The sequence below is a fragment of the Thiorhodococcus minor genome (genome assembly GCF_010820565.1).
GTDB classification, from domain to species: Bacteria; Pseudomonadota; Gammaproteobacteria; order Chromatiales; family Chromatiaceae; genus Thiorhodococcus; species Thiorhodococcus minor.
Genome location: NZ_JAAIJQ010000085.1, coordinates 1 through 24,469, shown reverse-complemented (window position 1 = coordinate 24,469; position 24,469 = coordinate 1). Strand labels below are relative to the sequence as shown.

Below are 24,469 nucleotides of genomic sequence, written 5' to 3'. Positions count from 1 at the left end.
TCTGCAGCGCGCAGCCGACTTTGTGCTCGCCTTGGAGGCGCAACGATCCGTGAGTGGGACTTATGGGTAACGATATGGCCAGAGCTGCGTCACCTGCGAAGATCGCCACCCCCTCCTCGGCTCAGTAATAGCTTCGCCGGCGCCTGTCGTCGTAGCGCTGCCTCTCGCGCGCCTTCTGATCCTGATCGTAGATGTAGCCGCCTGCGGCCCCGACGCCCGCGCCGATGAGTGCGCCTTTTCCGGCATCTCCACTGAGAGAGCCGATCGCAGCCCCCGTTGCGCCACCCAGGAGCGCGCCGCTCCCGCTCCTTTGGCCCGTCGTGGTACCACAACCGGCAAGGATCAGGGCACCCGTCAGGACGAGTGCGGTGTTGATTGGCTTCATGGTCGGTCCTCTCTGTTCGGTGAATCGCTTCGTTTGCGCGTTGGGCGCACAGGTGCTTCGACCCCTCCTCCGCGCATCCGTGCCCGGCCGACGGACAGCGATCCGCAACTCCAGCGGCGGAGCGTCCATCGGCTGGGTCAGCTCAGTGCACGACTGGTAGCGCCTCTGCCTCCCAGCCGGTCATGCCGCCGAGCACGTTGAACACCGCCTTGTGGCCCCGGCGCTTGAGGACACTGGCGGCGACCGAAGACCGAAAACCGCTCCCGCAGACGACCGCGACCGGCCGGTCCTTGGGGATCTCGTCGGCCCGGCGGGTGATCTCGGCCCCCGTGATATGCACGGCCTCGGGGATGCGCCCGGCGCTCCATTCCGCCGGTTGACGCACATCCAGCACCATGAGATCGCACGCCTTCTCGACCTGATCGCGCAGCTCCCAGACCGTCCACTGCGGCAGGATGTCGATCGGCATCCCTGCGGTCCGCCAGGCGAGCATGCCACCCGCCAGCCAGCCGACAGGAAGCTCGTAGCCAATGCGCAGCAGCTGCCAGCAGAGACCTCCCAGAGGTCGCTCGGCTGCTCCAGGACCAGCACGATGGGCCGATCGTCGGGCACGACGCTCCCGGCCCAGGTCGCGAAGGAGGTTCCGACACCAACATTGAGCGCACCTGGAATGTGAGCCGTGAAGTCCTCGGGCGAGCGGCAGTCGAGCACCGTGACGCCGTCGCGTCGCAGCCGATCGACCTCATCCACGCCGAGCGGCGGCGGGTCGGCGAGCACCCCGAGGCGGGGCGGCCCCGCGCTGTTGAGCTTGCGCATACGCGGCCAGTAGGGAGGCACCGAGGGCAGATCCGCTAGATCCATGCACTGCCCCACGAAGCCATCGACGTCCGAAAGGCGCGCCAGCAGCTGGCTCATCCGCCGCTCGTAGCCCACAGTCGTCGAGAGGCGGCTGCCGATGCTCCCGCCACAGAGCGAGCCCGCGACATGAGTCGGATAGACCTCGACGAAGTCCGGTAGCGTCAGCACCTTGCTTTGCAGCGTTTGACAGAAAGCCTCGGCGCTATGGCGCGCTTCTTCTTCCCCGCCGAGCAGATCCGGCCTGGCGAGGTCGCTCACTAGGAGCGCCCCGCCTGAGAAAAAGATGGCGGGCCCGTCGCCGCGCGAACGGTCGGTGAGGACGAGGCTGATGTGCTCTGGGGTGTGTCCGGGGGTGTGCAGAAACTCGAGGGACACCTCGCCCCTCTCCAGGCGCTCACCGTCTTCCATCGGGGTCACCCTGTACCCGAGCTCGGCGCGGGCACCGGCGAGCAGCTCGATGTCGCCGCGATCGGGCAGCTCGCAGATCCCGGTCAAATAGTCGTTGTGCTGGTGCGTGTCACAGGCGTAGCGAACCCGCATGCCTTGCTCGCGCGCGGTCTCGAAATAGGTGTCCACGTCGCGGCGGACGTCGAGCACGAAGGCCTCGCCGGTCTCCTCGGAGCCGACGAAATAGGACGCGTGGCCCAGACTCTCCAGATAGAACTGCTTGAAGAACATAGGGTGGTCTCCTGGGCTGAGGCTGCTCCGCGCGCGGGCATCGCCGGCTGCCGATTCGTCTCCCATCGCCATGACGGCGACATCGGAAGGGACCAAGCGAATCCCGCGCGCGAGCCAAGTCACAGCCTGTGAGCAAGTCATGGACCAGGCGCGGTGGCCGCGTCAACGCGGGGACGAGACCGGTCCATCTCCGCAACAAGGCGGGTCGAACGGTCCTTTTGAGCGAATGGCCGGTGCAGAAGCACCGTTGCAGGGCGCTTAGCCGAAGGCGGCGGACCTGGAAAGACCGCCCTTGACGGTCATCAGCTCTTGCTGACCAATAAGACCGAGAAGGACGTGATCTGCCGTGCAGAGCTCGAGCACTATCTTGGCGAGCGCTGCGTGCTCACCTACACCCACGAGCACGACCCGAGCCACGAAGGACGTCACACCGACGCCACCTTCCTGGCCGCGCACATCGACGATCCCGAACAACTCTTCTACGTCTGCGGGCCAGCCGGCTTCGTCGAAGCGATCAACGCGCACCTGCTGAGCTTGGGGGTGCACCCGGATCGGCTCGTCTACGAGCGTTGACCTTGAATCGCGCGCTCAGCTTCCAGCCATCAGCCTCGAGCAATTGAATACCATCAGCTTGCTGGATCTTAGAGCCGACCAATCGCTCCCCCTTGGCTGGGCTTCAGAAGGGCTGAAAGCGGCTCCGCAACCGAGCCCTAAGCTGGCCGCTGGTGGCTGGCAGCTGGAGGCTGGAGGCTGGAGGCTGGCAGCTTCTTCTAGATCGACCGGTCTGACCGGAGAGGGTCTCCACGGCCTCCCTGGCGGAAGAGACATTGGGCATACCTATCCGCCGAAGACGAGGACAGAGAGCCCCATGAGGTAGAACACGAGCACAGCAAGGCTCTCGAAGCCGATGTTGGCGACACCCCGCCGCTCGCGGCGAATCAGCCCCAGCAGCAAGATAGCGGTGAGCAGGATCGAGAGACTGATGAGGAACTGCGGCTGCGCCCCCATGGCGTGATAGATGGAGCCCTCGCGATAGGCCACATCGGCGAAGACCAGGAAGAGCACGTCGAAGGTGTTGCCGCCGATGATGCCACCGACCGCCAGCGTCAAGGCGCCCTGTCGCACCGCCGCGACCGCGGTCACCAGCTCTGGCAGCGAGGTTGCCGTGGCGGTGAAGAGACTCCCGACCAGAGTCTCGGAGAGACCCGTGTGGCGGACCAGTGCAAGCCCCGAGATCCCCACCAGCCAGCCGGCGACGCCGACGACGGCGACGCTGGCAGCGAACGCCAGCCACAGCCGCGTGGCACTGCGCTTTCTCGCGAACGTCCGTTGGGGCCTGTCCTCCAGCGTGTCGCGCGTGCGAACCGGGCGCCAGCCCGGCGCGTCGCGGCTCTGAGAGGCGATGCGCAGCCCGAAGACATAGATCCCGAGCAGCAGGAAGGAGGCCGGGTGTACCCCGAGCAGGGTGAAGCTCGGGCCGTTGGAGGCCATGAGCGGCAGGGCGAGCAAACCGCATAGCAGCGCGGCACTAATGAGATTGGGCACCGAGGCCGCTGCATGCTCCAGATTCGCGCGCCGATGAGCCAGGTCGGCGGCGACGAGAAAGACGGTCTGCACGGCGATGCCGCCCACGGCATTGCTCACGGCCAGCTCCGCGTGACCGGATGCGGCGGCGGTCACGGATGCGACGATCCCGGGAAAAGAGGTGCTGGCGCCGAGCAGAACGGCGCCGAAGACGGCTTCGCCAAGCCCGGTCAGGTCCGCGAGCTCATCGGCGAAGCGTGTCAGCCTGACCCCGACCAGCCCGATCACGGCGGCCCCCAGGGTGAAGACGATCAAGGTTGTCGTGAGTGAAAGCTCGGTCAAACTGCCTCCTCGGGCCCTGAGAGCCGCATCGATCGTGCTCGGTCCAACGCCTTCTGTCGATCGACCAAGCGCGCGTCTTGGGGGGCCATCGCACCTTCCGAAGTCCCGTGACGGGGCATATCCCGGACCGGGCGGATCAAAGGCACCAGCCCACGCCATGATCTCCGAGCCCGACAGGCAGGAATTCAATCCTGCCACGACGCCCGAGGCGCAATGCCCCGCCCTGGCATGCCGGCTGCGTACCCTACAGCCAAGCAGTCGAACGCACAGCCGCTCCGACCATGAGCGGCGGTCGTCCCAACACGTTGGGGCGGTCGTCTCAGCCAAGGGTCGATGCACCTGAGCCAGATCCTCGACTGGGGCTCGGATACCACCCGCACCGCGCGATCGATCGCGTAAACGCACATGTTGGAGGTAACAGACGATGGCTGACAAGAATCCCTTCTACCAGCAATATTCGGTTGCTGTCCCTCTACTCCTGGTCGTTACGCTCGGCCCCTTGGCTGCCCTCTCGATCGGCAGCAAAGTCGCCGACGAAGAGACCCGGGCTCGCGCGGAGGCGGGGCTGGAGAACTACGAGCCGCCGGATATCTTTACGACCTTATGAGCCGCCCGAAGCAGCACCCGGATCGACGGTTATCGACATCACGGGCGACTCGGCGCTGTTCACGCGTTTTCAGCTCGCCATCGAATCCATCGGAATGGACGAGCGGCTGAAAGGCAAGGGTCCTTACACGATCTTCGTCCCACTCGATTCGGCCTTCGATCAGTTGTCTGAGGCGCAACGGCAACGGCTCATGGAGAACGACGAGGCGATGTCGAAGCTTATCAGCCGGCATATCGTCTCAGGCCGCATCGGCATGACGGATTTGATGCAGATGGATGAGGTGGAAACGATCGACGGGAACGCGGTCGCGCTCGCGTCCGGTCCTGGGCCAAACCTGCGCTATGGCGGCTCCGAAGTCGTCAAAGGCAACCTAGCGGCCGGCAACGGCATCGTGCATGTCGTCGATCGGGTGTTGATGTGATGCCGGCGCAAGCCCTCGCCCAAGGTCGCATCCGGGCCTGCGGCCCGGATGCTCGGCCGCGTCGGTCTTGCCCTGTCCGCCCATGCACAGAAACGCCTCAGTCAGTCGCGCACCATGATTGCGAGCGCGAGCATCGCCGCCGAGGAAATGCCCGCCATGATCGGGCTGGGGGCCGCGCTGGGCATTGGCCTGCTCTTCGGAGTCGAGCGCGGCTGGCGTGCGACGCTGAAGCAGGACGCCTCGCGCCATGCCGCGGGGGTGCGAACCTAGGGTCTCATCGGTCTTCTCGGTGGCACGACAGGGATCTTGGCGACGCGACTCGAGCCCGAGATCTTCGGCTGGGTCTTCGCCGCGCTCGCGCCGATCTTCCTTACGGCATAAGCGCTGAGCCTGAGGAGCAGCGACGACACCGGGACCACCAGCCTCGTCGCCGCCCTCCTCGCCTTCTCGCTCGGTGCCTTGGCAACCCTGGACATGATCCCAACGGCGGTCATCTCAGCGGTCGCCGCCAGCCTGCTGCCCGGATTCAAGCCCCAGCTCCATGCTTGGGTCGAAAACCTCGACCGCACCGAGCTGCAGGCCACCCTGCAACTCCTCCTGCTGGCGCTCGTCATCCTGCCGATCCTTCCGAATCGCAACTTGGGTCCGGGTGGGATCGTCAACCCCTACGCGCTCTGGTGGCTGGTAGTCCTGATCGCCGGCATCTCTTATGTCGGCTACTTCGCGGTCAAGATCCTCGGCCCCGACAAAGGCATTCCCATCACCAGCTTCCTCGGTGGACTCGCCTCATCCGCGGCAACGACCGTTCGGCTCGCGAAGCTGGCATCCCGTCAAAGCGCAGATCTGCAACTCGTTACCGCCGGCGTGCTCATCGCCAATGCCACATTGGCACCGCGGGTGCCCGCAATCTGCGCCGCGATCGACACGGAGCTCGCGCTGCGTCTGACAGTGCCGCTGCTGGCGATCTCGGCGCTGATCGGCCTTCCGGCCCTCGGCTTCTGGCTCCGCCGCGAGCGCTTGAAGCACGTCGCTGAGCTTCAGGTCGACAATCCGCTGGCGCTCGGCCTGGCACTGCGTTTTCGCGGTGCTGCTCACCCTGGTCGCGGTCCTGACCGCAAGCGCACGCGAGAGCTTCGGCGATGCAGGTCTCCTCACCGTGGCGAGCATCGCCGGTCTGCTCGACGTCAATGCCATCACGCTGTCCGTCGGGCGCACGGCCGCCGCATCGGGGCCGGATAGGATCGCCGCGTCCGCCCTCGTCCTTGCAATCCTAAGCAATGCCGCCTTCAAGAGCGGCCTATGCGGACTCAGCGGCTCGGTCTGACTCGCGCTGCGGGTCGGCCCACCCTTGACGCTCTCCGCTGGAGCCGCGCTCGCCATGCTTTGGCTACTCCCCGACATGCCTTGGATGTCGGGGTCGGCCAGCCGAGCGGCCGCCTTTACGCCCTACTGGCACGACAGATGCGAGCTTGAGCCATGAAGATCGCTTGGAGCGCAGAACGCGCAGGAGGTCAAGATGCTTCGAAGCCTGGTCGAGCTGGAGGGATACCGCCTGGTCGCAACCGATGGCGAGATCGGTCGCTGCAGCGACTTTCTCTTCGATGACGAGCAGTGGACGCTGCGCTACATGGTCGCCCGCACCGGCCCGCGGCTGCTCGGGCGCAAGGTCCTCGTCTCCCTAGCATACCTCGAGCAGGCAAGCTGGGAGGAAGAGGCGATTCCCGTCCGACTGACCCGCAAGCAGATCGAGGAGTGTCCGCCACTCGACGCCGACGCACCGGTCTCACGTCGCTACGAAAGGGCCTATCACGATTTCTTCGCGACCTCCTACTACTGGGTCGGCAGCGGGCTCTGGGGCAACTATGGCTACCCGGAGCTCATGGTCCCCCACGAACAGCCCGGCGAGCCCCCCGAGGAGACTCCAGAAGCCGAGACCCACGTGAGATCGGTCGACGAGGTTCTCGGCTACAAGGCTCGCACGCCCGAAGGCCAAGGCGCTGGTCATATCGCGGACTTCATCATCGAGGACAAGCGCTGGGGGATTCGCTATCTGGTGCTCGACACCTCCTATCTGCCCTTCTCGAAAAAGCTGCTGCTCGCCAGCGAATGGATCACCGAAGTGAGCTGGATCGACCATGACCTCAGGCTGGACGTCACGGCAGAGCAGCTCGAGAAGGCACCGCCCTATGATCTGGAAGCACCGATCAACGATCAGGCGGAGACGGTGCTCTACAACTACTACGGCAGGCCGCGGGCCAGGCGCGATCGAAACTGAGGCGACCAGCTGTGTGCGCAGGCGCAGCGGCTCGCACGGCTGGAGCCAGCCTTGAGGCCTCAGGCAGCCAGGGCGGAGGCTTCGCGCTCGATAGCCCTGCTCGACAGACGATGACGCTCGAGCAGCTCCTCCGGTGTCGCCGAGTGCGGCGCTCCAGTCACACCAAGGTGGAAGACGCGGCCCAAGCGTCCGACCTGAGCCGCGACCGCCTCGCGAAGGCCGCCGTTGCGGTGATGATCTTCGATCACCAGCACGCCATCGGTCTCCCGCGCCGCACGTTGCAGCGTCTCGACATCCAGAGGCTCGATGGAGTTGGCATCGATCACGCGGGGATGAAGCGCCAGGGGTATTCATCCGCGAAGCGGTCGGTCTTGGTGGAATTCTTGACGTCACGGTCGAGGACGACGCGATCCGGAAAGTGCATGCCGAGCTTGGTCAGGGCACTGCGGAAGGCGGTGCGCATCGCGACCTGATCGTCAACCACGTAGTCCACCCTGGTGGGGAGCGCGAGCGGAGGCGAGCTCCGGGCGGTACTGGGGCTGAGGAAGCGGGTATCGACCTCGACACCCTGGTCCGCGGGCGCGATCTCGCGCAAGGCTTGGACGCACTCCGCCGCGTCGAGCGCCTTGTCGTGCCAGCCCGTCGCGCCTTCGAGGAATGACACGCCCTTGCCCTTGATCGTCGTGGCGACGATCGCCGTTGGCTCGGAATCACGGGTCTGCTCCAGGGCACGGAGGATCTTACCGAAGTCGTGACCATCGATCTCCAGTGCCTTCCATCCGAAGGCCCTGAAGCGCCCGGCGATGACGGAGGTGTCATGCGCGTAGGGAGCAGGTCCGCTCTGCGCCAGGCCATTGGCGTCGACGATCGCAGCCGCGCCGTCGAGCCGCTTGTCGACGGCAAGCTGAGCGGCCTCCCAGACCGCACCTTCCGAGCGCTCGCCGTCGCCCATGAGACCAAAGATGCGCACCGCGATGCCGTTCAGCCGCTTCGCGATGGCCATTCCATTCGCCGCGGCAAGCCCCTGAACCAGAGACCCAGTGGAGATCGGCGTCCAGGGATTCGCCGGTGTCGGATATCCCTCGAGGTCGCTATCGCGCTGGCGCAGTGCCGGCGGTGACCTTTCCCGCGCTGGTCTTGCTGATGCTGCATATGATCGAGGTCGTTCTGTGGGCGCTTGCATACCTGCTGGTGCTACCCGGCGAGCACCTGGCCACCTTCGAGAAGGCGACCTAGTTCTCCGTGGTGACCTTCACTACCCTAGGGTATGGCGACGTTACGCCGGTGGAGCACGATTGGCGCCTGTTGAGCGGGATCGAGGCGCTGATCGGCGTCGTGTTGATTGGTTGGACAACCGCGCTGTTGTTCCTGATCGTGCAACGGAGCTGGAGGGGCATGGCCCAGGGCGATTAGACGCACCACGAGGACCTTCGCATGCGCACCTTTCTGACCGTCGCGGCCATTTTGGGGCTGACGGCGCTGCTCAGCGATATCAACGAACGGTTCTTGCGGCCGCAGCAGACCATCGGCCTGATGGTTCTGGCCTCGAACGGAGCGATTCCCAGATCAACCAGGCCGAGTCAGCGGTGGAGAGTGCCGAGGCTGAGTCGATCGAGACCAAGGCGAATTTCGAGCGCGCGACCAGCTGGTCAAGAAGGGCGACATCTCCGAGCGCCAGTTCGACAGCGCCAAGGCCGCCCAAGACGTGGACCAGGCCAACCTCGTCAAGGCCCAGTCGGCGCTGATTCAAGCCAAGTCCGCGAAGGCACAAGCCCAAGCGGAGCTCGCGAGCGCCGAGGCGAGCCTGGGGGCCGCGGGTGACGAGAACGCCCAGTCGCGGGCCGCCAAAGCCGCGCTGGAGACCGCCCAATTGAACCTGGACTTCACGCAGGTCAAGGCGTCGGTGGACGGCTACATCACCAACCTGAACCTGCGCCTCGGCAGCCAGGCGGTCGCCAACCAACCGGTGGCGGCACTGGTGGACGTCAACAGCTTCTGGGTCCACGGCTACTTCCGCGAGACCCTGGTGGGCCGTATCCAGGCCGCGACCCGGCCATCATCGCCCTGATGAGCTATCCGGACGCCCCGCTGACCGGCGTCGTCGACAGCATCGGCTGGGGCATCGCCCACCAGGACGGCTTGAGCGACGATGGAGCACCCAGTTGTGCTTTGGCCGTCCTGCGATAGGCTCACGTTGGCGGCGAATGCCCCAAGCGCGGACGTGCAGCCATTCCCGCTTCGGCTCCCGTCCTCAACACATCGGGCGCGGGGGACGCCGACGAGCTGGTCGGGCGCCGCTCCCGCAAGGGTCGCTCACTCGGACCGACAGGTGACGTCCGCCAGGAGCGGATCCCGACGTGCCACCAGCAGCAGTCCGATCAACCCGGCCCAGTAGAGCGCCCCGCCGACCGGCACCCAAGACAGGCCCCACAGCCATCCAAGTGCGGCAGCACTCAGCGCGAGACAGGCGATGTACTTCCACGCCAGCCTGGAGCGCAGTGGCCGTCCAAGGCGCCAGTAGACGAGGGCTGCAGCTCCGACGGCAATCAGCCCCTTGATCAGCACCATGCTGTGAAGCAATCGGACCAGCTCTGGGGCCATCCGTGGCGCGGGGACCAGGGCCAGGGTGATCGCCAGGGCCACAGCGCCGGCCAGAGCCGGAGTCAGGATGAGCCTGAGGCGTAGGGTCCAAATCTCAACCACGGCCGGGTTGTCCGAGACGCGCGGAGCATCAGACGGGGGATCGGCATGCGCTGGATCGCCTTCGGCGCGGAACATTTCGACCGGTGGCGGCAATGCGCCCATCTCGCCTCCGTGCCCGCAGCGGGCTGAGGTGGTGTATGGATACGGGGCGGCGCCGAGGTTCGCTCAGTCGTCCTGGCCCCAGGAGACTGCTCAAGAGCGTAGATCGGCCGGACCAGCCGTTTCAACCTGACTTGGGTCATGGGTCTTTGGTCACGACGCACCATCCGCGGGGCGCTCTCTCTGATCGGGGCAGCCTGGTCCCCGCAACGCATCGCTGCCAAGGGATCGCGACGCTGTGCAGGACATCAGGCCGCGCGCTAACTGATGAAGCTCCGGAATCGGCGATCCCCGTCACAGGCAAAGGGAAACGGGTCGGCCGCGCCGGGCGTCTGCCGATGGGCTCAGTCGCGTCTCTGAATCGCGCTCCATCGCGCACGTCTGAGCGCAGCCACTTGCTTCCGCGCGATGGGCGCCCAACTGCCGTGTCATGATCAAAGACATTGTGATGGCCTTGCGCAACGCCCTCCCGGGCGGCTCCGCTGCCTCCCGGCATGCGCCCGAAACCGTGGCAGAGGTCGACCTCGATCGCCTCTTGGGGACCTGGCTCGAAGTCGCGCGACTGCCCAATCTCGAGGCGGACGGATTCGGGCGGTGCAGCGTGAACGTCAGTGCCACCTATGCGAAGCGGCCTGACGGGCGCATCGGCGTTCAAACGATCTCCTACAATGCCAACGCGGGCATGCGGCGTACCGAGGTAAACGGACGGGTCTTGCCCGCGGACGCGGGCGGCTCGAAGCTGGTGCTGACGTTTTTCAACCTGATTCGCGGGGATCTTTGGGTCATCGGCCTCGACCCGAACTACCGCTGGGCGCTGATGGGCACGCCGAGCCGTCGGCGCCTGTGGCTGATCGCCCGCACGCCGCGCCTCGACCCGATCGAATACGATCGAGCCATGGCGATCGCCGCGGCACAGGGCTATGATGCGGCGCGCGTCAAACCCACGCCGCAAGGCGTTGCGGCCTGACACGCCAAGCGCCGATGCTCAGCATCAACCTATGCTAGCCCCCGTCTCTCGCTGCACGCGTGCCCGCAGCCGTCCGTCGACGAGCCCGATCCAGCGCCAAGAAGGCCAAGCCCCTGCGACGACGTCGCCGCGCAGAGCATCTCAACCGACCCGAGTGAATCGAGACGTCACCACCGACTCGACCACGTGCGGGTTTCTTGGTAAACCAGCACTCGAGTACCGCGAAGCGTCACACCGGGTTGGAGACAAACAACTAGGGGCGCTACCCAAACGGTTACGAGGAGCCCCTTGTCTCGATGCTCGCATGATCGGTCGCGGTCTACCCTTGGTCTCTCGCCATCACGTCCGACTTGTCGGGCGAGCCCCCATTGCCAGTCCATGTCAGCAGCTCGTCAAGCGACATGGGACGCGCAATGAGGTAGCCCTGGATCAAATCACACCCAAGGGACTCCAGCCGTGCGCGCTGCGCTAGATCCTCGACGCCTTCGGCGACACTGTCGATCCCTAGCCCCTGTGCCAGGCCAATGACTGCGCCAACGATCTGGGCATCGTCTTCATCAAGCAGCAGGTCAGCGATGAATGAGCGGTCGATCTTGAGCGCATCGACATCGAAACGTTTCAGATAGGTGAGCGATGAGTAGCCAGTGCCGAAATCATCGATGGCAAGTCGGACGCCGTGTGTACTCAGCTGTGCCGCGTTCGTTTGGCATTGCGCGTCGTCCAGCAGCGTACTCTCGGTGATTTCAACCTCAAGCTGCTTCGCGCGGACTTCGTACGTTGTGAGCACGGATTGAATCTGTCCGAGTAGATCTGGCTGTTTAAGCTGTCGGGCAGAGAGGTTAATGGCAACCCGCAGATCCGCCAGCCCGCGAACCTCCAATGCTTTGAGCGCAGTGCACGCCTCGCGCAGCGCCTGTTCCGTCACCCGGGTAATGAGCCCGGTCTCTTCTAGGACAGGAATGAAGCGCGCCGGCGACACACTAGTTTCGTCGCGCCCCCAGCGCAGCAGTGCCTCAATTCCGACAAGACGACTGTCGGCTGCACGGACTTGTGGCTGGAAATGAAAGTACAGCTCCGCGCGCTCGATCGCCTGGCGCAGCTGCTGCTCGAGCGCCAGTCGCTCGCTCGCCACTCGCTGCAGCTCGGACGTGAAGAAGTGAAACGCACCCTTTCCTTGCTCCTTAGCGGCGTACATGGCGATGTCAGCGTGCTTGATGAGCGTCTCCAAATCGTTGGCATCCTGCGGAAACAATGCGATTCCGACGCTGGCCGAGATGAAGAGCTCGCGCTCGGCTAGACTGAAGGGCGCGCCTAAAACGCCGAGCAGCTTGCGCGCAACGGTCGAGGGTGTCGTTGGCTCGGAGAAATCCTCGATCATCAATACAAACTCGTCACCGCCCATCCGCGCCAAGGTATCCGAATCTCGCATACATTCCCGCAGGCGCTGTGCCGCCGCCCGCAGCAGCGCGTCCCCCACGTCGTGCCCCAGCGCGTCGTTGATCTCTTTGAAACGATCCAGATCGAGGAACAACAGCGCGACTTGGCGTTGCTCACGCTGTGCTTTGCGCAGCGCCTGACGCAACCTGTCGTAGAAGAGATTACGATTGGGCAGTCCGGTCAAGACATCGAAGTTTGCAAGGCGCGTAAGCTGCGCTTGCGCCTGCTGCTGCTCGGTAATGTCCTGAATGGTTCCGAAGCTCGCGATCAGCCGCCCGTCTTCGGAACGCTCCGACTCACCCTTGACGAGCACGCTTCGCATTTGCCTATCCTCGCGAAGAATGCGCAGCTCGCAGGAAACCGGTGTTTCAAACCGACCTCGAAGCAGACTCTCAAAGCGGTCGCGGTCCGGGGGCACCGAGCGTTCTAGTACGTCCGCGATTGCACAAGGATGTGACCCGTGCACCAGCCCCAAAATCGCGTAGACGCCGTGCGAGAGATGCAGACTCTCTTGGTCCGGACGCCATTCCCAGCTCCCGAAGGAGGCCATTTCTTGAGCGCGCATGAGCAGACGCCCGGCACGCCGCAGATCCTTCGCCATGCGATTGAGCGAGCTCGCCAAGCGTCCGAGCTCATCGTCAGCCTGCGCCGGCAGCTGATGGGTCAGGTTGCCAGAAGCGAACTGCTCAGCCGCGCGGCTCATCTCGCGCAGGGGTCGCGAAAGCGAGATGGACAAACGCCAGGCGACGCCCAGACTCACTAGGACGACAACGGCAAATCCAACCGCACCGATGGAAAGGAACCATTGCTCGAAGCGTTGCCAGGCAACCTCGACCGTTTTGTGCAGCTCGGTAAGCAAGGCGCGCTGACGATCGTTTGAAAAAGCGATGCGGGCGTAGCCGATCACGCTGCCCTCATGCACGATCCGGAAGTAGATCCGCTTGCCATCCTCCGCCGGCTCGATCACGGACTGTTGCTGCGCCAAGGCTTCGGGAATGCGCTCCTTTCGGCCATGATCGGGGTTGGCCGGGGTTCCATCGGTAACAAGGCGTCCCTGGTCGTCCAGGATGAAAACGGAGCGCGGCTGCAGCCAGTCGCTGATCAGCGCGATCTCCGCGTTTAGTGCGGTCACATCCAGGTTGTAGAGCGGGTCGAACAGGCGCTGCCCCAGATAGGTGCTGCTTGCGCGCAGCGTGCGCAGATCGTTGACGCTTTGGAACGCCGAGAAAGAGTCGGAAAGCTCACCGCGTAGGTCGTTTGTTCCGCGAAACACGAAGTAGCCCGCGAGCATAAGCACGAGCGCCATGCAAAGCAGGAGCACTGCTGCGATGACGAGCGCATACTTGGTGCTCAACCGCCGGAGCGCGCCTTTCATCGCCGCGTCACCCTACGTCCGCCCGCATGCGCCAGACCTGCGGTTGCCGCCACACTGGCAGACAAGTCATCATTCAATCGCCATCGAGCCGAGCCGTCGCAGGGCCTGCTCCCAGTAGGTGAGACTGGCACGATCCGCATCGGTCAAGCGCTCAATCTTTGCGATGCGCGAGGCGGCTTGGAGGACGGCACGCCCCTCTGGATCCTTGTCCATAGAGAGCAGGATTTCGACAGCTGCATCACGGACATCAGGATCGACCACTGCCGTGAATGACAACAGCCAGCGCAGAATCGGCGGTGTCTCGTGGAAGATCCGCAGCTCTGACTGGATCGTCTTTGGCACACGCTCCCAATCACCGTCGTTGAACGCGCCCGCATCCGCGCGGCCCGCATGAACCCAGTACGCTTGATTCAACTCTGACCCAGCGAAGACAAATCGCACATCACGCGGGCTGTGTCCGTCGGAGACGCCATTCCCTACCGCCGATACCAGGTTCAGCCCCGCCTCGATCAGGGCAAGACGCGGAACATCGTAAGCCGATGTCGATCGCGGGCTCTCGAAGACAATGGTCTTGCCGCGAAGCTGGTCGAGGCGCTCAATCATGCTGTCCCGGCGCGCAAAGAACACCGTATGGTATTGCCGTTGCCCCTTTCGCCAGAGCAGCAGACGAACGTCCAGTCGCCCAGTTCGCTGCCGCAGCTTGAGCGTCGGCATCACCCCCTCAAGAACAGCCTGCACGGCGCCCGTTTCGACGCGCGAGGACATCTCGTCCAGATCACGGGTGATCACGACTTCGCCCGTGGTCGCGAAACCGCGTTCGGCGAGACGCGCATGGAGGTAGGCCTCAAGAGGCGCATACTGCTCTAAGGCGAAGCTTGGACGATCCGGGCGTTCGTTGATGACCCCTAGCCGAAAAGGCTCTGCCGCGGCGACTTGAGCAAGAACAGTCATCGTCAATAGCCCCGAAACGCAGGAGCGCCATCCGCGCTTCGTCTGATCGACCAAGCGCGTCGCCACTTTACGCGAGCCACGCTCAGCCATGGCTTGGACCCTTATCCGTTCACGACAGGATCGAGCAAGCCATCGGGGGACTCGCGACCTGACAAGACGGCGAACCGATGCGTCTGATCGGCAGCGCCATCAATACGTCGGCACTGCGAGGCTGGCTCCAGAAGGGCGCAGAAGTGCTCGAACGGCATGGGTCGCGCCATCAGGAAGCCCTGCAGCCTGTCGCAGCCTTCATGCGCAAGGAAGGCACGCTGCTCTTGGGTCTCGACACCCTCAGCAATGACCTGCAAAGACAGCGTTTTTGCCATGGCGATCACCGCCCTCACGATGGCCGAGTCCCGCGCATCTCCCGCAATATCGCGCACCAGAGAGCCGTCCAGCTTAAGGGCATCGAGGGGCAGCGACTTCAGACAGCTGAGGGAGGAATAGCCCGTGCCGAAGTCGTCGAGCTCGATCCCAAGCCCAACAGCACGCAGCTCGCCAAGCACGCGTGTGGCGTGCGCCATGTCTTGGAAGAGACTGCTTTCGGTCAGCTCGAGCTTGAGGCGCTGCGCCGGAGCGCCGTACGTCGCGAGCGCGTCGCGCACCTTGTCGAGGAAGCCTGGATCTGAGAACTGGCGGGGACTGATGTTGACGGAAATCGAGAAACCTTCGGGCAGTGCGAAATCCTCCAGCGCGCATAGATGCCGGCAGGCCATCTCTAGCACCCACTCGCCGATCGGCACAATCAAGCCTGTTTCCTCCGCGAGTGGAATGAACTCGCCGGGTGTCACAAAGCCACCTGACGGATTCTGCCAGCGTAGCAAGGCTTCGGCTGCGCACAGCTCACCGCTGGGAAGAAACTGCGGCTGGTAGTACAGCATGAGCTCGCGCTCCTGAAGTGCCTGGCGCAGGTCCTGCAGCAGCGATGTGCGTGAGTTGATCGCACGCTGGCGTTGCTCGCTGAACAAGCAGATCCGATTGCGTCCGGCCTCCTTCGCTTCGAACATGCCGATGTCTGCCCGACGCAAGAGGTCGTCGACACCGCCGGAGGCATCCTCGAAGAAAGCAACCCCGATGCTGACGCTGGTTTGGTAGGGCTGCTCCTTCTCGCCCAGGTGATAAGGCTGACTCACTGATCGATGGACGGATTCGGCGATGCGCAGCGCTTGAGTGCGGGCTTCAGTTTCTTGGCGGCTGAGTCCCTCGAGCACGATGACGAACTCATCGCCACCGAGTCGGGCCACTGTGTCGCAGGCCCGCACAGTCTTGCTCATTCGGTGAGCCACCTCGCGCAGCAGCGCGTCTCCAATGTCGTGCCCCTGCGTATCATTGAGGGTCTTGAAGTTGTCCAGGTCCAGCATAAGCACAGCCCCGAGCTTGGCGCTGCGTTGCGCCGCCGCCAAAGCGCGCTCCAAGCGATCGCGCAGCAGGCGACGGTTGGCCAGCCCAGTGAGCGGATCGTAGAGCGCCAGCTCGCGAATCTGGTCTTCCGCCCGTTTGCGCTCGGTAATCTCCCAGATATAGCCGTACCAGAGCGTGCCACCATCACCGAGGCGCTCTGGTGTCGCATGACCTTCGACCCAGATCTCACCTCGGGTCGGATGCTGGACGCGATACTGGTCGCTCCAAACCGAAAGCTCGCGCGCAGAGAGGAAGATCGAGCTACTGATGCGCTGGACATCCTTGGGATGGATGCGCTGCGAAACAATGGCCGCGTCCTCTTGCACCTGCTCCGGCCAAACGCCGTAAAGCTCCGTGATGCCCTGGCTGGCGTAAGGAAAGCGCGATGTACCGTTCTTGCGCATCTCGTACTGGTAGATGAAGCCGGGAACATGCTGGGAGAGCTTTTGCAGACGCGTCGCAAGCTCGCGGCGCTCGGTGATGTCCTGGATAGTCCCCACCAGACCGATTGGACGCCCGTTGGCATCTCGCCGCGCCATGATCTGCTGATGGACGACCCGCTCCCCGCCATCCGGTCGCATGATCCGGCAGGAGAATGCGAGGGCTCCCGACTCGGTCTGGACGGCCGCGCGCTCGATATTGAGACGCCAATGCGCACGATCCTCCGGCTGAAGCAAGGTCTCCATTGCCTCCAAGCTCGGCTCGAAGTGATCTGGATCGACACCGAGTATCCGATAGGTCTGCTCCGAGCAGACCAGCCGTCCAGTCTGTGCATTCCACTGCCAGTCACCGACCAGCGCGAGCGCTTGAGCGGCAACCAGGCGGGTACGGGTTTCCTCGCGCTCTGCGACCGTCTCCTCCAGCGAGTCAATAGCTTGACGAACCCGAATCTCCAGGGGACGGAAGATGACCAATAGCTCCAACAGAAGGGTCAATAGCGTCGCCCCCCAGATCCCCTGCTCGAGTCTTTCGATACGCAGAATGGCGTCGCGGCCAATATTCTCGTATTCGTCGACTGCCGCATCGAGCAGCGGCTCCAAGACATGGGGCCCATAGACATTGAGGAAGACGAATGCAGCAGAGCTAGGGCCAAGCTCATCCATCGCAGTGTCGTAGACGATGCGCGCGCGGGCCAGGAATCGCTCCATGGCCAAGTCGAGGCCAACCATGGGATCGTTGTAAATGGCCTCGAGGGTCTCGCTGGAGACCCGGGGAATCCCGGCCTCCACGGATCCCTCGCGCAGCAGCCTGTGGGCATCGTGGATCCTGTTGATGGTTCGTCCGACCTGCGCACGGGCCTTTTCGAACTCGTCAGGGTCTTTCGCCCAGGCCATCTCACTTGCAAAGTAGGCCACGCGGTTGACCAGCCCGCTTTGATGGCCAGAGAGGTTGACCAGCCGCGTGAAATTGCGCTGCTCGGACACCACGCGCTGCATCGTCATGAACGAGGCGGTAACCAGGAGCGCAATGACAGTCAGCCCGATCACATAGCGAGCGCGCAAACTGCGTGCTGTCGTCCTCTTGATGACAGAATCGATCATCCCGGGCTCCGTAGCGCATCAGCGCGGTGGTAACTTGCCACGCGACAACCGGACCCTTGGCAAATTGAGCTTTGCCTTCGGCCCCCGCGCGGGCATTGCCCATACCGGCAATTGCATACGCGCCTTATGCTGCGGCGCGCCACACGCTCAGTCCCACGTCCTCAGCACCAAGCCCACCTGGATCGTGCAAGAGCCGCCGGCCCTCACCAATGAGGCTATCCAATGCAGATGACGAACCGGTTAACCCAAGAGGATCGGGATCACAGAATGCAACAGTCGATCGCTGCTTTAGGCGATTGCCGGAAAGGTTCATACCAGATGGCGCCGGATCGAGATTCGCCTTCAAGGAGTGCCGACAGGAGCATAGCCAAGCGATGTGACTGTCGGCGCGACACGGAAGGCGGGTCTCGAGACAAGTCAGGCGGTATGAACATTGACAGAAATCGCCTTAGGCACGCACTGAAAGCGCGCTGGGCACCAGGCAGATGAGGTCGCCGAGGTATGGCGGTGCCTAGCCGCGCCTCTTCAGGCAGGCTTCTGTGGTGCGCTCGTCTGGGAAACCGCCGTTATTGCACCGAGCTCTCGGGAGCCTCGCTGCCCGGTTTCGTGGACCACGGACTCGCCAAGATCAGAAGCGAACCAAGGATGAAATGGGAATGCCAAGCAGGGGAAGCACGCGGGCAGGCAGCGTCCGGCGATCGCCCTCAAGCGGGACGACGCGCGCTGTGTCCTCCCCGTTCACCCGACTGGATCACCCACATCACCGAGGCGTCAGCCGAGCTTTCTGTCCCAAGCGAAGGGAGCACGCTTGACCGCCAGCCCGCAACAACCGCAGGCACCCGCTGTCTGCCGAGAACTCGCCAGTCGCATCGAGAGACCGAGGGTACTTGGGCGCGATCGGCCATGACGATCGCCCCTGTGGTTCGTCGACCTGTCACGACCGTCGCCCGGGCGACTACTGAATACCAGCGGCCCGCTTGAAATAGCGCTCCAGGTCGACCCCGTAGTCGATGGCCCGGTTCAGCTCGGCGGTGTACTTCTCGACGGCGCCCGCAGAGGTGGCCAAGGCGGCCTGGTGCGCGGTGGCGTCCACCGAGCCAGCGGCTTGCTGGGTGTAGGACTGCACCTGACCGCTGGTGTTGAGCTGGAAGGGGCCGGTGAGCTGGCGTGGGTCGACCTGCTGGAGCACGGCGTAGTGCCGATTCAGCTCGGCGATCTTGGTGATCAGCTCTTGCTTCACCTTGAGGTAGCGCGAAAGGTACTCGGTGAAGGTCGCGTAGGCATTGAGGTTGCCGATATTCGCCGGGTCGGTGAGATACTCCGGTGTCCACTCGATGGACAGGACGTTGTAGTAGTTCTGGAAATCGAAGAGGCTGACGTCCTTGTCCGAGCGTGCCAAGGCTTGGTAGGCCTTGTCCAGCGCCTCCTTGACCCAGCGCTCGCGATCGGCCCAGTCCTTCTGGTTGCCCTCCATGTCGGAGGTGTCGAACTCGGTTCCTCCGAAGGAAAAGGCGCCGAGCTTCTTGAGATAGTCGCCGAAGCTGGTGGCGTGCGCCGCGGGCAGCGTGATACTGAGTGCGAGCAAGCCCGCGACCAGGGATGGCTTGAAAATACGTTGGCTCATGCTGTCCTCCGGGGACTCGTGATTGGCGTCCTGATCTGGTTTAGGGCGTGATCAGGGCACTCATGGGCCCTGCCCGCACCTTGATATGCACTCAGAGGTTGGGGCCGACGGGATCACCAAGCTCCTGATAGCTGCGGATCAGGGCCATGATGACCTCGCCGCTTTGGGCTGGAATGAGAATCTGGGACGCCTTGATCAGATCCGGGATGAGTCCGTTCACGGTCACGAAGTCACCGAGCACCTCGCTCATCTCCTGATTGGAGATGTCGGTGCTGACCGGTCTGAAGCCCTCCTTCTGCAGCGCGAGCAGCTGAATGTCGCGGGTCAGCAGATAGTCCTTGAAGCGGCGCGCGGCCTCGACCTGCTCGCGGGAATTGCCGTGCCGCAAGGTGTAATAGGGGTGATCCGAGACCAGGTTGTACTTGGGATAGCGGATGACCGGCCTGGTGCCGTTCGGGTCGTTGACCTTACGGATGAAGGCGAGCTTCACGGCAAGATTCTCGTAGACGTAGACGGATGATAGCGGCTGGCCACCGTAGCCAGCCTGCATCAGGGGCTCGGCGAGCTTGCCGGTGCTGTCCTTGGTCTGGTCGGACATGTATTTGATGAACGCGAGGTAGGCCTGAAAATCGGGATCCTTGAGGTCCTCCATCCGGATCTTGTAGCGACCGCGATCCTTGGCGAAGAACTCGTAGGCCATGGTGATCAGGGCCACTGCGCCGCTGTTGGAGTCTTGCGGACGCGTGAATCCGAACTGGAAGTTGCGTCCGTTCGGGTCGATGACCTCGCCGCTCAGCTCACGCGAGAAGATTTCGGTGATGGTGTCGAAGCTCATCGACTTCTGGGTCATCTGGTCGATGGCGCTCTGGACAGGCTCCCAGGTCACGAAGACCATGGGGCTGCGGGCGATCGACTCGTCCGTCTCGAAGACCTTACCGCCCGTGAAGGACTCCTCGACCACATTGCGGAAGATGCTCGAGGCCGGCGCCCAGACCTGGTACTCGTTCCGCCCCTTGTGCAGGGTCGTGCCCTCTGCGATGAGGGTGGCGGATTCGGTCGAGCCGATCTTGTCGATGACCAGGCGGATGGGCTTGCCGTTGACGCTGTTGCGCGCGGTATCGGCCATGAATCGGCGTGCTGCCTCCTCCAGCCAGTCCTTCTTCTCGGAGCCGGCGGCGATCTTGACCTCGATCACCGAGCGATCCTCGCGCACCGGGTACACCACCCGCTGCTTCCCAGGCGTGTCGGCGCGGATCGCGACGGGCGCAACCCTGACTGCCTGGCGCTTGACGGTCTCCCCGATCGATTCTTGTCCGTCTCTGGGGAGCACGGCCGGCGCCGGACTCTCGGGCGTGCTCGGCAGCTGCTGGGCGGGCGACTCCTTCGCCGGGGTGGTCTGGGCCGCGCTCCCCGAGGAGCCCGGCTTGGCTTGGACCTTAGAGAGGTCGACGTTGAGGTCACCGAAGTTGAAGAGCTTGTCGGCTGCCTGCGCGCTGCCGAGCAGCCCCCCGAAGACGACGAGACCGCACAGCAGCAGCGCCTGGATCAGCGAGGCCGAGCGGCGCAGCGGCATAAAGGGGCCGTCAGAGGCGAAGATCGGACATTGGGGATTGCTGTCGAGCGCGTGCATGAGCCTTTCTCCAGGGATGCGGTGCTTCAGAGCAGCTCGCTGAACCGCTTGAAGATGTCGCGGATCTCGGCCGAGTCGCCACGGCGCGTCTCACCGCCCGCCGCGGCGCTGACCGCCTTCAGAGCGCTGTCGTCCGCCTTGCCGCCGAAGGCGATACCGAAGACTGGGATCTTGCAGGTCCCGTCGCCAAGGTAGCCGCCCTTGCCATCCGGCTCCGTGTAGCCGATCTTCTCGACCAGCGCGGCCTGAGAGACGGTCGAGGAATTGTCGATCCCATCGGTCAGCACCACCAGCACGCGAATGGAATGATCGGAGGGATCGGCCTTGATGGCCCGACACATATCCTGCCAAGCCGTCTCGATGGCCGAGCGCATCGCGGTCCCTCCAGCGGGGCGGACCTTCGCCAGCGCCTCCGCCAGCTTCTCCTTGCCGGCGGCGTCCATCTGGATCGGCTGGCCCTTCGGGGTCAGGTCCGAATACTGGACCTTGTAGTCGTAGAACAGCAGCGACAGGCGATCCTTGTCTTGCAGTGTCTGCGCGAGCAGATTGGCGCTCTCGACCGCCATCTCCATCCGCGAGCGCTGCTCGCCGCGCTCCTTGTCGAAGAGCCGCGCATCCATGCTGCCGGAGCGGTCGATCACCAGGACGACGTGCGAATTGTTCTTGATGGCTCTGAAGGCATCCCGGATAGCCTTGATGACATTCCCGCCAGGGGTTGCCAGGAAATTGTGGATGGTGTCGAAAGGCGCCACACCGTTCTCGGCATTCCAGACCAAGCTGTAGATGTTGGGGTCGATGTCCAGCGGAACGCTTGGGCGGAAGCCGTATTGCAGCGCCTTCGCCTGGGTCTGGGGCGACATCAGATAGGCGAAATAGCGCTTGGCGCCCTCTTCTTCATCGGCGTCGACCCAGTCGCGCTTGACGATGGTGAAGGGATGATTGGTCGCGAAGGTCCCTTCCTTCGGGTAGATGGCCTCGAGCTTGGGGTAGCCCAGCCCCTTCTCACGAATGCTGTTATTGGCCTGGATGACGTCGCTCTCGTAGATGACGGCTGCATCCGCATACTGAGGTCCGCCCTCGCGCATCTTCTCGGCGTAAAAGCCGGTGGAGCGCCCGTAGTGGATGACGCTCTCATGGACCTTGGCGACGAAATCGCGGACCTTGGGATCTTCGACCTTGGCCATGGACAGCCTGGGCACGCGGCGGCCGGCCTCGGCGGCCGCGCCCGCATAGAACTGAGCGACCAGGGCGGACAAGCCGCTGTTTGAGCTATCGGGACTGGTCTGACCGTAACGGAAGCTGCCTTCGCTGGCCCGCTTGAAGATCTGCGCCCAGCCGATCGCGTCCCTTGGACCCAGCGCATCCAGCACCGGATCCCAGGCGGCGATGACCACGGGGGACGACACCAAGAAGCCCTCGACCTTGAGCAGATCCTTACCCTGCTCTTGCGAAGACTCGTAATTGATGAGATTCACGTAGAGATCGGAGGCCGGGCTGGTGGCGTGGACCTCGTCGGGGCCGGCCGCGCCCTTCTTGATCTCATTCACGCTGTCGCCCGAGCCCTTGGGAATGGACTCGACACAGATGCGCTTGCCGGAGGCGGTCTTCTCGCCTTGCGCGTTGAAGGCTGGCGTCACCTCCTCGATCCAGCTCTTCTTTTCCGATCCGTAGGTGAAGCGGACGACAACCTGATCGGACGCAGGCGGGCAGAGGCTGTCTGGCTCTGCGGCCAGGGCGTCAGCGCCGAGCGGGGTCAATGGAGCCGCGACTGCGGCGGCGAGAAGAAATCGCGTCATGCCTGTGACCATCAAGTCCTCCGGCTGCGGCAAGCGGGATGGGCGGCAGCGCCGCTGCCGTCTGTGGGCCTGGAGTATTGCAAAGGAATAAGACGGTTTTATTACCGCGCGAAGCTGGCTCCGTTACCGTCTGGTGATTTGGGACCAGCGTCACATGCCGCTAAGCTCGGCCGCGAGAGAACATCCTCGGCCACAGAATGAATGCATAGGCCCGACATGACCTTCGAGCACGACTATCCCTTCGACCCGAGCTACGGCTACAACCTCGACCAGCTGCTGTCGGTCGCCCCTCCGGAAGCGCCGGCCGACTTCGAGCGCTTCTGGCAAGCGCGCTATGCGCGGGCACTGACAGTGGCCCCCAATCCGCGACTCGCTGCCTCAGAGCTCACGCACCCGGACTTTTGCGTACAAACGCTCACCTATGACTCGAGCGAGGGCTTTTCGATTCGCGGCTGGCTGCTCACGCCCCGCAGCCAGCCACCGCGCTGCGGCTTCGTCCTAGGTCACGGCTATGGCGGGATCGCAGCCCCGCCGTTCGACCTTCCCTATCCCGACGGCGTCTACCTCGTGCCCTGCTTTCGCGGCATCGGGCTGAGTCGGCGCCCGCCGATCTCGGAGAATCCGATCTGGCACGTGCTGCACGATATCCATCTGCGCGACCGCTACATCCTCGGCGGCTGCGTAGATGATATTTGGACGGGCGTCACCGCCCTGCTCCAGCTCTATCCGGCCCTGGCGGGACACCTGGGCTATCTCGGCATCAGCTTCGGCGGCGGCCTCGGCGCCATGGCCTTGGCCTGGGATCCGCGCCTCGCGCGCGGCCACCTCAATGTCCCCAGCTTCGGGCATCAGCCGTTGCGCTTGCAGTTGCCGACCGTCGGCAGCGGCGCAGCAGTACAGCGCTTTGCTGAAGAGCACGGACAGATGCCGGACGCCCTGCGCTATTTCGATGCGGCCCTGTCGGCATGGCACATTCAGCAGCCCATGCACATCGCGGCCGCACGCTTCGACCCCGCGGTCGCGCCGCCAGGCCAGTTCGCAGTCTACAACGCCATTCCCGGCGAGAAGCACCTCTTCGTGCTGGAGGCCGGACACTTCGACTACCCCTCGCGGGCGCGCCAGGACCGGGAGCTGCTCGAGGCACTGACCGACTTCTCCCGCCCGCTTTGCGCGACGCCCGCCAACCGAGCGGACAGCGATGACTAGCCAGCGCTCCAAGGAGGCACACGCCCTCGCGCGCAGGATAGCCACCCCCATCAAGTGCCGCGCGCCCATCGACCCGACCGACCCGGAGGTGACACCTCCGCCGGATGCGGTGCCAGCCGACAGGGCCGAGCTGGCGCACAACAACAACGATGGTGGCCTCCCGCGTTTCTATCTCGACACGGTCGTCGTCTGTCGCGACTGCGGCAAGGAGGAGATCTGGCCGGCCGAGCGTCAGAAGTGGTGGTACGAGGTCGCCAAGGGGAACATCAACGCGACGGCCGTGCGTTGCCGTGCATGCCGGCACAAGCGCAAGCATTCCAGGCCGAGCGAGTGTTGTCTCTCACATTGTTTCCCCGCCCGTTTCTCGAATTGTTTCGCGATGAGAGTGTGAGTCCTTCCCAGCCTAGGCACTCCGGTGAAGCAATGGTGGGAGGTGGACGAGTGTGAGGTGATGAACGCGCTTTTTCGGGGGCGGGCCGGTGGCCCCGGGGGAAGTGGACGTTGTGGGGGGCGGCAGGGGCCTGCGGCGGGTCTCGGCCCGCCGCGTTGAGGTCTTTCAGAAGGAGATCGGATCGTCGAAATCGTCGTTGAAGAGGTCGCCCTGACGCTC

General features: G+C 64.1%; 24 protein-coding genes and 2 pseudogenes. 13 read left to right on the top strand and 13 right to left on the bottom strand.

All coding sequences use genetic code 11. From position 1 onward, the window contains the following. Positions 1-121: 121 nt before the first annotated feature. From G3446_RS21185 to G3446_RS29015, 3 genes and pseudogenes are all read right to left on the bottom strand, one after another. The gene (locus G3446_RS21185) at positions 122-385 is read right to left on the bottom strand and encodes a glycine zipper domain-containing protein (RefSeq protein ID WP_164455029.1); all 264 of its coding nucleotides are present in this window, start codon (positions 383-385) and stop codon (positions 122-124) included. 142 nt (positions 386-527) lie between these two features. Further along, positions 528-878: a rhodanese-like domain-containing protein gene (locus tag G3446_RS28285; RefSeq protein WP_245232656.1), complete on the bottom strand. Its 351-nt coding sequence runs from the start codon at positions 876-878 to the stop codon at positions 528-530. Between the two features lie 149 nt (positions 879-1,027). Then, positions 1,028-1,201 (bottom strand): annotated as a pseudogene (locus G3446_RS29015) (rhodanese-like domain-containing protein); the annotation flags it as partial. Between the two features lie 396 nt (positions 1,202-1,597). Between G3446_RS29015 and G3446_RS28280 the strand changes: the two are divergent. Both G3446_RS28280 and G3446_RS21175 read left to right on the top strand, forming a co-directional pair. Continuing rightward, positions 1,598-2,053: a hypothetical protein gene (locus tag G3446_RS28280; protein WP_245232655.1), complete on the top strand. Its 456-nt coding sequence runs from the start codon at positions 1,598-1,600 to the stop codon at positions 2,051-2,053. A gap of 177 nt (positions 2,054-2,230) precedes the next feature. Further along, entirely contained in the window at positions 2,231-2,494 is a 264-nt protein-coding gene (locus G3446_RS21175; RefSeq protein WP_245232654.1) for a ferredoxin reductase domain-containing protein, read from the top strand. Between the two features lie 264 nt (positions 2,495-2,758). Here G3446_RS21175 and G3446_RS21170 read toward each other — a convergent pair whose 3' ends face one another. Beyond that, complete coding sequence (locus G3446_RS21170) at positions 2,759-3,787, bottom strand: sodium:calcium antiporter (protein WP_245232653.1); 1,029 nt, start codon at positions 3,785-3,787, stop codon at positions 2,759-2,761. A gap of 424 nt (positions 3,788-4,211) precedes the next feature. Between G3446_RS21170 and G3446_RS21165 the strand changes: the two genes are divergently transcribed. The 5 genes and pseudogenes from G3446_RS21165 (at position 4,212) to G3446_RS21140 (ending at position 7,090) form a co-directional block, all read left to right on the top strand. Next, positions 4,212-4,394 carry a hypothetical protein gene (locus G3446_RS21165; protein ID WP_164455025.1) on the top strand — a complete coding sequence of 61 codons (183 nt, stop codon included), beginning with the start codon at positions 4,212-4,214 and terminating at the stop codon, positions 4,392-4,394. Continuing rightward, the gene (locus G3446_RS21160; RefSeq protein ID WP_342450174.1) at positions 4,375-4,815 is read left to right on the top strand and encodes a fasciclin domain-containing protein; all 441 of its coding nucleotides are present in this window, start codon (positions 4,375-4,377) and stop codon (positions 4,813-4,815) included. Before G3446_RS21165 ends, G3446_RS21160 begins: the two co-directional genes overlap by 20 nt. 48 nt (positions 4,816-4,863) lie before the next feature. Then, positions 4,864-5,085, top strand: a complete 222-nt coding sequence (locus G3446_RS21155; protein ID WP_164455021.1) for a hypothetical protein — start codon at positions 4,864-4,866, stop codon at positions 5,083-5,085. 204 nt (positions 5,086-5,289) lie between these two features. Beyond that, a pseudogene (locus tag G3446_RS21150) lies at positions 5,290-6,139 on the top strand (MgtC/SapB family protein). 192 nt (positions 6,140-6,331) lie between these two features. Continuing rightward, entirely contained in the window at positions 6,332-7,090 is a 759-nt protein-coding gene (locus G3446_RS21140; RefSeq protein ID WP_164455017.1) for a PRC-barrel domain containing protein, read from the top strand. Between the two features lie 59 nt (positions 7,091-7,149). Here the strand turns inward: G3446_RS21140 and G3446_RS21135 are convergent, their stop codons facing one another. Further along, complete coding sequence (locus G3446_RS21135; RefSeq protein WP_164455015.1) at positions 7,150-7,416, bottom strand: transketolase C-terminal domain-containing protein; 267 nt, start codon at positions 7,414-7,416, stop codon at positions 7,150-7,152. After that, on the bottom strand, positions 7,413-8,138 hold the full coding sequence (locus tag G3446_RS21130) for a thiamine pyrophosphate-dependent enzyme (RefSeq protein ID WP_342450173.1): 726 nt from the start codon (positions 8,136-8,138) through the stop codon (positions 7,413-7,415). The genes G3446_RS21135 and G3446_RS21130 overlap by 4 nt, the downstream gene beginning before the upstream one ends. A 20-nt stretch (positions 8,139-8,158) precedes the next feature. Between G3446_RS21130 and G3446_RS29010 the strand changes: the two genes are divergently transcribed. From G3446_RS29010 to G3446_RS21120, 3 genes are all read left to right on the top strand, one after another. Further along, positions 8,159-8,326, top strand: a complete 168-nt coding sequence (locus G3446_RS29010; protein WP_342450175.1) for a hypothetical protein — start codon at positions 8,159-8,161, stop codon at positions 8,324-8,326. Between the two features lie 6 nt (positions 8,327-8,332). Then, the gene (locus G3446_RS28275) at positions 8,333-8,503 is read left to right on the top strand and encodes an ion channel (RefSeq protein ID WP_164455012.1); all 171 of its coding nucleotides are present in this window, start codon (positions 8,333-8,335) and stop codon (positions 8,501-8,503) included. 292 nt (positions 8,504-8,795) lie between these two features. Then, positions 8,796-9,158 (top strand): HlyD family secretion protein, encoded by a 363-nt coding sequence (locus G3446_RS21120; protein ID WP_164455010.1) that lies wholly within the window; start codon positions 8,796-8,798, stop codon positions 9,156-9,158. A 245-nt stretch (positions 9,159-9,403) separates the two neighbouring features. Here G3446_RS21120 and G3446_RS21115 read toward each other — a convergent pair whose 3' ends face one another. After that, entirely contained in the window at positions 9,404-9,793 is a 390-nt protein-coding gene (locus G3446_RS21115) for a hypothetical protein (RefSeq protein WP_164455008.1), read from the bottom strand. A gap of 547 nt (positions 9,794-10,340) precedes the next feature. Between G3446_RS21115 and G3446_RS21110 the strand changes: the two genes are divergently transcribed. Continuing rightward, positions 10,341-10,859 (top strand): lipocalin family protein, encoded by a 519-nt coding sequence (locus tag G3446_RS21110; RefSeq protein WP_164455007.1) that lies wholly within the window; start codon positions 10,341-10,343, stop codon positions 10,857-10,859. A gap of 319 nt (positions 10,860-11,178) precedes the next feature. Here G3446_RS21110 and G3446_RS21105 read toward each other — a convergent pair whose 3' ends face one another. The 6 genes from G3446_RS21105 to G3446_RS21080 all read right to left on the bottom strand — a co-directional run bounded on the left by G3446_RS21105 (position 11,179) and on the right by G3446_RS21080 (position 22,653). Continuing rightward, positions 11,179-13,650, bottom strand: coding sequence for an EAL domain-containing protein (locus G3446_RS21105; RefSeq protein WP_164455005.1), 2,472 nt, complete (start codon positions 13,648-13,650; stop codon positions 11,179-11,181). A 90-nt stretch (positions 13,651-13,740) separates the two neighbouring features. Continuing rightward, positions 13,741-14,712 (bottom strand): phosphate/phosphite/phosphonate ABC transporter substrate-binding protein, encoded by a 972-nt coding sequence (locus tag G3446_RS21100; RefSeq protein ID WP_164455003.1) that lies wholly within the window; start codon positions 14,710-14,712, stop codon positions 13,741-13,743. Between the two features lie 11 nt (positions 14,713-14,723). After that, entirely contained in the window at positions 14,724-17,603 is a 2,880-nt protein-coding gene (locus G3446_RS21095; protein WP_164455001.1) for a GGDEF and EAL domain-containing protein, read from the bottom strand. 955 nt (positions 17,604-18,558) lie between these two features. Further along, complete coding sequence (locus G3446_RS21090) at positions 18,559-19,227, bottom strand: hypothetical protein (RefSeq protein WP_164454999.1); 669 nt, start codon at positions 19,225-19,227, stop codon at positions 18,559-18,561. A 91-nt stretch (positions 19,228-19,318) separates the two neighbouring features. Further along, complete coding sequence (locus G3446_RS21085) at positions 19,319-20,857, bottom strand: substrate-binding domain-containing protein (RefSeq protein ID WP_245232652.1); 1,539 nt, start codon at positions 20,855-20,857, stop codon at positions 19,319-19,321. Positions 20,858-20,883: 26 nt separating this feature from the next. Then, the gene (locus G3446_RS21080) at positions 20,884-22,653 is read right to left on the bottom strand and encodes a VWA domain-containing protein (RefSeq protein WP_245232651.1); all 1,770 of its coding nucleotides are present in this window, start codon (positions 22,651-22,653) and stop codon (positions 20,884-20,886) included. A 201-nt stretch (positions 22,654-22,854) separates the two neighbouring features. On the opposite strand from G3446_RS21080, the gene G3446_RS21075 reads away from it, so the two are divergent. Beyond that, positions 22,855-23,859, top strand: a complete 1,005-nt coding sequence (locus G3446_RS21075; RefSeq protein WP_245232650.1) for an acetylxylan esterase — start codon at positions 22,855-22,857, stop codon at positions 23,857-23,859. Next, positions 23,852-24,250, top strand: a complete 399-nt coding sequence (locus tag G3446_RS21070) for a zinc-ribbon domain containing protein (RefSeq protein WP_164454993.1) — start codon at positions 23,852-23,854, stop codon at positions 24,248-24,250. The genes G3446_RS21075 and G3446_RS21070 overlap by 8 nt, the downstream gene beginning before the upstream one ends. The last annotated feature ends 219 nt before the right edge of the window (positions 24,251-24,469 follow it).